This window comes from Streptomyces sp. a15, from assembly GCF_059026085.1.
In genome coordinates, this window is record NZ_JBWLKM010000173.1 from 1 (window position 1) to 6406 (window position 6406).

Here is a 6406-nt window from a genome sequence, read left to right on the forward strand (position 1 = left end):
GTTCGATGGTCCACGGAGTCGGGATCCGAGCTCCGCGGTAGCGGTAGCGTTCGATCATGACGCTGGATGCGCCGAGGAACACGGTGCCGCTGTCGGCGAACCTCCATCCCTGGTCACAGAATCCCTTCAACTGGCTGCTGGGGATGCCGTGTTTGCGGCGGAGCCAGATCGCGACGCGGTGCCACGCGTGGTGGTCGACCGCGTTGAATGTCCGCTTCGCCGCGCCGTGTCGGAAGTAGGTCGCCCACCCGGTCATCGTCCGGTTCAGGCCCTCCAGGAGGGTGGCCAGACTCTGATTCTGGGTGTGTCTGTAGGTCCGTTCCGAGACTCGGTCCTTGACGGCCTTGATGGCCTTCTTCGAGGGCCGGGTATAGACGACGAGCTTGTTCGTGTCGCGTTTCCGCTGGCGGCGGATGTGGTGGCCGAGAAAGTCGAAGCCGTCTTCGATGTGGACCACACGGGTCTTCTCCGGTGAAAGCCGCGGTCCGAGCGGGGCCAGGACCTCGGCGACCTGCTCGCACAGGGCCGACACCTCGGCCCGGTGGGCCGGGCCGCTGACGAGGACGACGAAGTCGTCCGCGTAGCGGACCAATCTCCAGTTTCCCGTTCCGATCTTGCGTCGCTTCTCGCGCTGCCAACTGGTGCCCATCCGGGTGTGCCACCGGACGTGGAAGTGCTCGTCCAGTGCCGTCAGAGCGGTGTTGGCCAGCAGCGGGGAGAGGATCCCGCCCTGGGGAGTGCCGGTGGGGGTGTCCTTGGCGATGCCGTGGTGCATGACCCCGGCCTTCAAGTACGCCTTCACCAGCGCCAGGACGCGCTTGTCGGAGATCCTGGCCCGTAGCCGGTCCATCAGGGCGACGTGATCGATGTTGTCGAAACACGCCTCGATGTCGGCTTCCAGGACTACGGAGTAGCCCCGGCGGGCCAGATACACAATCTCCGCGATGGCGTCATGGGCTCGGCGGCCCGGCCGGAACCCGTAGGAGACCGGCAGGAAGTCGGCCTCGAAGATGGACTCCAGGACCGCCTTCAGTGCGGCTTGCACGCCCCGGTCCTTCACGGTCGGAATGCCAAGATCACGCATCTTCCCGTTGGACTTGGGGATCTGGGTGCGCCGCACCGGTGCGGGCCGGTAGATCCGCGCCTTGAGCTCGTCCCTGATGTCCATCAGGAACGGCTGTACTCCCGGCCCGGATTCGATCGCGGCCACGGTCAGCCCGTCGATCCCAGCCGTCTTCGCCCCGGTGTTGCCCGCGACCCTGTGCCAGGCATCGATCAGGAACCCCGGGTCGTAGACCAGTGTTGTACAGATCGTCGAATCGGCGCGAGGCATCCGCCTGCGCCCACTGGTGCAACTTGAGCTGCATCTTCCGTACCGGGACACCCAGCCGCCAAGCGGCGGCCATCCCGACCCCGGTGTTCACCAGGGCATCTTCGGACGTTGCAGTCCTCTCCTTGTCTGTCACGCTGCCGCCCTTCCCCGTGCGGCCGGCTCTCCCGGCCCCGGAGTACTACGGCGGCTCCGCCCCGCCCACGCCCTTCGGCGGGCAACGCGCCTATCCCGTCCCGTGCCGCTGGAGGCGACTTGGGTCGGGAGCAGATCGCGGACGGTTCCCACGTTCACCGCTGATCGATCGACGGGTGAGGCGCCCGGCTATGCCCCTGCGGCATCGCCACGGTTACGCCGTAGACCTTCACGGGTCTTCTCCTCAGGCGGTAGAACTCCCGTAGGCAACGGGCTCTGCCAAGAACTCTGACGCGCGACACGCGCGACACAGAACCAGCAAGCGCCCGGAAGTTCAAGTCTGGTTAGAGGGGGACATGGTTGTTAGCATCGGCGTCCGTTTCACGTGCCCTCGCGTACATCTCGCCGTCGAATTCCGGCCAACATCACAGCCACTCACTAGTGGGGGCTTCTGATGTGGCACCATCTCCATGACGGCAGCAGGATAGCTGGCGCCGGTTATCAGAATCAGTGCCGACTGCCCGACCAAGCGGGCGAATCGTCGAACATCTCGTGGGGTTCCGACTGCACGAACTCGAATTCGGAATATGGGAGTGCAGGCTTCGGTCCGAGGACGCAGACGACGATGCACCGATCCGCACGAGCCGACGTCCACGGGTCGGCCGGTATCCACACCCGCAGCGCCGGTCCGACAGGTGATCGGCGCGCAGGAACCTGGCAATGCGTCAACAACGAATTCGGAGGAGCATCCGTGATCGGTCCCGAGATGCCGTGCAAGCGGAGCGCGATCCACAACCTGACCATTGATGCGGCCGATCGATCCACGGACGAGAGCGCGCGGTCGGACTCCGCCATCCGTGAGGGCATCGCGCTGCCGCCGGAGCTGTGCGCCGTGAGCGATCTCGTGCTCGGGGAGGCGGTGATCGTCGCTCGCATCGGCGCCAGCAACATCGAGAACCGGGTGCACACGTTCGTCGTGCATTCCGACACCGGCATGGTGGAAGCCCGCGGCAGCGTCGCCCACTTCCTGAGCGCAGGCGACCTGGTGTGCATCATCTCGGAGACCAGGCTCGGGGATCGCGGCCAGGAACTCCACGCGGACGGAACGCTGCCCATCGTCGACTACGGCATCATCCCGGGCAACAAGCTGGACACCGGGACGTTGAAGTACGAGCGCCTGACCGGTGACGAGGAACTGGGGTCGGTGCCGGACGAACACCCGCTCAGGGAGGAGCTGATGCCCAGGCTGATGGTCAACAGCTTGATCACGGGGCTCGTCGTCAACGACACGAAGGACGACTGCCTGCTCGGGAGCGCGGAGATCCCGGGCAGCGTGATGCGCGAAGCCAACATGTCCCGGCACACAATGGTGACGGTCTACAACTCGTCGGCCGGCGGCGGGACGAACACCTACGCCGTGCCCATGCCCGACGGCGTGATCATGACCACCGGGGCCATGGCCGGATTCGCTCCGCTCGGAGCAACGGTCAGCGTCGCGTCGTTCCGGTTCGCCGACAAGAACCATCGCATGTCGCTGGTGCTGACCGACGGAACTGCGGCGATCCGGCAGTAGCTGCACACGTCGTTCGACGCGATGAGCGGCCGGCGCGAGGGCCCGGCGCATCGCGACGCCGACCACGCGGTGTTCCGAGATCCCCATCAGCACGACGATCGACAGGAGCAGCACACGATGTCCGAGACCTCCAGCTCCCACGAACTCCCGCAGGGCCTCGTCCTGCCCGTGCCGGATGGGTTCGTACCCCGCGAGGAGATGCGTCCCCTCACCCCCTTCCTGGGCAACTGGCGATGCGAATCCACGGTGTACCCTCCGGGACGCGAGGATTCCCCGGTGAAGGGATTGTTCCGGGGCAAGCTCTCGCCGATCCTCCGGGGCACGTGGTACGAGTGGGACTACACCCAGGAACCGAACGAGCTGCACCCGACGGGTCAGCACTGCCGATACATCTTCGGCTGGAGCCCCGAGCTCGAGCAGTTCGTGTCGATCTACTTCGACGATCGGGGCAACCACATCGATGCGGTCACGTCCGGTGCTGGTTGGGTCGACGGTCACCTGATCTTCTCGGGCGCGATCCTGTTGCGCGACCACGGCGGCGACGTCATCATGACCGACGATTTCACCTCCGACGGACCAGGGCATCTGCACAACGTGGTGACCATCACGTCCGACGGGATCCCGAAACTGCACGCGGAGCTCGACTTCCGCCACGAGAATCCCTGACGCGTCCGGCCGGCATGACGTATCCACAGAGAGCGGAGATCACGGTTGCCAAAGATCATCCTTCCGAACTTCCGGGCCGACTACTCGGAGCAGGTTCGCGACTGGTTGGGAATCTCGGATGCGACGGCGTCGTCGACCGACACGACGGCGAGGTTCCTGTGGCACGCGGAGGACGGGGACGTGCTGGTCATACCCGACACCGTGGACCCCGACTTCCCGGGCTACGTTGCGGACACCCTCGGCATCGACGGCACGAGCGTCCACGTGGAGCGGACGCAGACTCCGCTGAGCGAAGCGGTCCTGCAGGATCCGGAGTTCATCGACCGGCTCGCCGCGCACACGGGAACCGGCGCGGGATGGAGCTTGTTCCCCTGCGTGTCGACGCGCGCCGCCGCGCAGCTGACCCGGAAGCTGAACGTCGCAGCGCTCGACGGCTACGAGTTCGCCATGCAGAACGGCATCGATCTGCTGAACATGAAGTCGACGTTCCGCAGGCTGGCGGCCGGTCTCGGCACCCCGCTGACGGACGGCGTCGTCGCTCGCGGTCCGGCTGAGGTGCGGAGCGCGATCCAGGAACTGATCGCTGAGACCGGAATGGTCATCGCCAAGCAGGACAGGAGTGGTGGCGGCCACGGCAACATCGGAATATCGACGTCGCCGGAGTCGTCCTTCCCGGGAACGCGCGAGGTCCTGGCGTACGCCAACGACCAGCTCGATACCCTCGCAGACACCCTGTGGTCGCAGCTGACGGACACCCAGAACCAGTTCATCACGGTGGAGACGTACCACCGCGCAGACCAACGATTCTTCTTCGAGTACCACCTCGACGGCGACCGTGCACGTTTCCTGCACAGCTCGATCCTGAAGTACGAGCAGTTGCCGGAGGGTTCTGGCGGCAGCGCCAAGTGGATCGGACTGGACTCCCCGTCACGTTCTGAGTTCGAGGCGACCTTGAAGCCCGCGGAAGAGTTCATCGAACTGGTCCGGACCATCGGCTACCGCGGGTACGTGAACATCGACGGCATCGTGCTGGACGATGGCCGGGTCTTCTTCCACGAGATCAACGCTCGCTGGAGCGGCGGTCTCATCTACCACACCGTCGCCGAACGACTCCTCGGGCACGACTACGCCCGCAACAACTTCTTCTCTTCCATCCTCAATGTTGTGCCCGCGGGGCTCGCGGACCTTCTCCGGTCGATCGAGAGGGCGGGCGTGAGGTACGACAAGGACTCAGGTGAAGGGGCTGTGGTTCTCGGCTGCAACTCGGATCTCGGTCCGGGAGCCGAACTGCTCGTGTTCTCCAAGGACTGGGATCGGCTCACAGCGATGAAGGACGAGATCGCCACGACGGCCGGAACGTTGTCTTAAGGATGTGAGAGGGAATGTGGGGATGGAAAATTCGCGTCACGGCTTCTCCGACGTCAAGAAGCTCCGGCACCTGAGTGACGGCTACTGGGACTCGGCGGCACGGCTCGGAGTCCATGGCGCAGTGCTGCAGGCCGTCCCGGGAGGAAGACTCAGCGCGCCGGACGGTCGAGTAGCGGTCAACATGTCGTCCTACTCCTATCTGGGGCTGGACGAGAGCCCGAGGATCATCGACGCCGCGATCGCCGCGCTGCGGAGCAACATGGTCCTGAACAGTTCGTTGTCGCGAGTCCGGATGACCCTTCCGCTCCTCGAAGAAGCCGAGTGCGCACTCGGCGATCTGTTCGGGGCGGATGTGGCGACCCTCAATTCGTGCTCGGCAGCGGCGTGGGCCACGTTGCCGGTCCTGGCTTCCGGTCTCCTCACCGATGGTGTCGCCCCGGTGATGGTGTTCGACAAGCGCGCCCATTTCTGCATGGCGGCGCTCAAGTCCCTGTGTGCCGACGAGACCAGGGTCGAGACGATCAGGCACAACGACGTCGACGCTCTTGCCGACATCTGCAGGAAGAACAAACGCGTAGCTTATGTCTGCGATTCCGTCTACAGCACGGGAGGGACTCTAGCGCCACTTGAGGAACTCTTCGAGCTCCAGGAGGAGTTCGGGCTCTTCCTCTACTTCGACGAAGCACACAGCACGTCGGTGATCGGTGACATGGGCCGGGGTTATGTTCTGGACCGGATGGGCGCGATCAACGATTCGACCATGCTCATCACGTCGCTGAACAAGGGTTTCGGTGCATCAGGCGGTGCCATCGTGTTCGGCCCCAGGGACGACGACCGCAAACGAAAGATCATCCAGCGCAGCAGCGGCCCGTTGATGTGGTCCCAGCGTTTGAACACTCCGGCACTGGGCGCGATCATCGAGTCCGCCAAGCTCCACCGCAGTGAGGCTCTGCCTGAGTTGCAAGCCAAACTGTCGAGCAACATTGCGCTTTTCGATGGCCTCGTTCGTGCCGCTGGCCAGGGAAACAGCGTCCCGATCCGATACCTGGAGCTGGGTTCCGAGGCCGATACGCTGGAAACGTCGGCTTACCTGTTCGACAACGGATTCTACGTGGAGCCGGACTTCTTCCCAATCGTCAGCAGGGGTGCGGCGGGCCTGCGCGCCCGAATCCGGTCCTCCATGTCGACCGCGGACATCGAGCAGTTCGCACACGTGTGGCACAAGCTCGGGGTCGATCAGCAGTAGGAGGTCGAGTCTGAGGCTCACCTGCTTCGCCACCAACACGCCCGGCCGGCCGATCGCCGAGCTCGAGCTCCGTCACCGGCTGCGGGCC

At 64.8% G+C, this 6406-nt stretch carries 5 protein-coding genes; 4 read left to right on the forward strand and 1 reads right to left on the reverse strand.

The genetic code is table 11. The features are described from left to right. Positions 1-1333 (reverse strand): group II intron reverse transcriptase/maturase (gene ltrA / locus AC5P09_RS50975; RefSeq protein WP_493880475.1); only part of this gene is annotated, 1333 nt, incomplete at its 3' end. Positions 1334-1919: 586 nt separating this feature from the next. Here ltrA and AC5P09_RS50980 point away from each other — a divergent pair. The 4 genes from AC5P09_RS50980 to AC5P09_RS50995 all read left to right on the forward strand — a co-directional run bounded on the left by AC5P09_RS50980 (position 1920) and on the right by AC5P09_RS50995 (position 6318). Next, entirely contained in the window at positions 1920-3038 is a 1119-nt protein-coding gene (locus AC5P09_RS50980; RefSeq protein WP_493880476.1) for an aspartate 1-decarboxylase, read from the forward strand. 117 nt (positions 3039-3155) lie between these two features. Then, positions 3156-3704, forward strand: coding sequence for a hypothetical protein (locus AC5P09_RS50985; protein WP_332425614.1), 549 nt, complete (start codon positions 3156-3158; stop codon positions 3702-3704). A 45-nt stretch (positions 3705-3749) separates the two neighbouring features. Next, positions 3750-5072 (forward strand): preATP grasp domain-containing protein, encoded by a 1323-nt coding sequence (locus AC5P09_RS50990; protein WP_402366165.1) that lies wholly within the window; start codon positions 3750-3752, stop codon positions 5070-5072. 22 nt (positions 5073-5094) lie between these two features. Next, positions 5095-6318, forward strand: coding sequence for an aminotransferase class I/II-fold pyridoxal phosphate-dependent enzyme (locus AC5P09_RS50995; RefSeq protein ID WP_493880477.1), 1224 nt, complete (start codon positions 5095-5097; stop codon positions 6316-6318). Positions 6319-6406: the final 88 nt, after the last annotated feature.

Coding starts and splice junctions, on each gene's coding strand:
- AC5P09_RS50980 (WP_493880476.1), top strand. CDS start 1,920: ATGTGGCACCATCTCCATGACGGCAGCAGGATAGCTGGCGCCGGTTAT.
- AC5P09_RS50995 (WP_493880477.1), top strand. CDS start 5,095: ATGGAAAATTCGCGTCACGGCTTCTCCGACGTCAAGAAGCTCCGGCAC.
- AC5P09_RS50985 (WP_332425614.1), top strand. CDS start 3,156: ATGTCCGAGACCTCCAGCTCCCACGAACTCCCGCAGGGCCTCGTCCTG.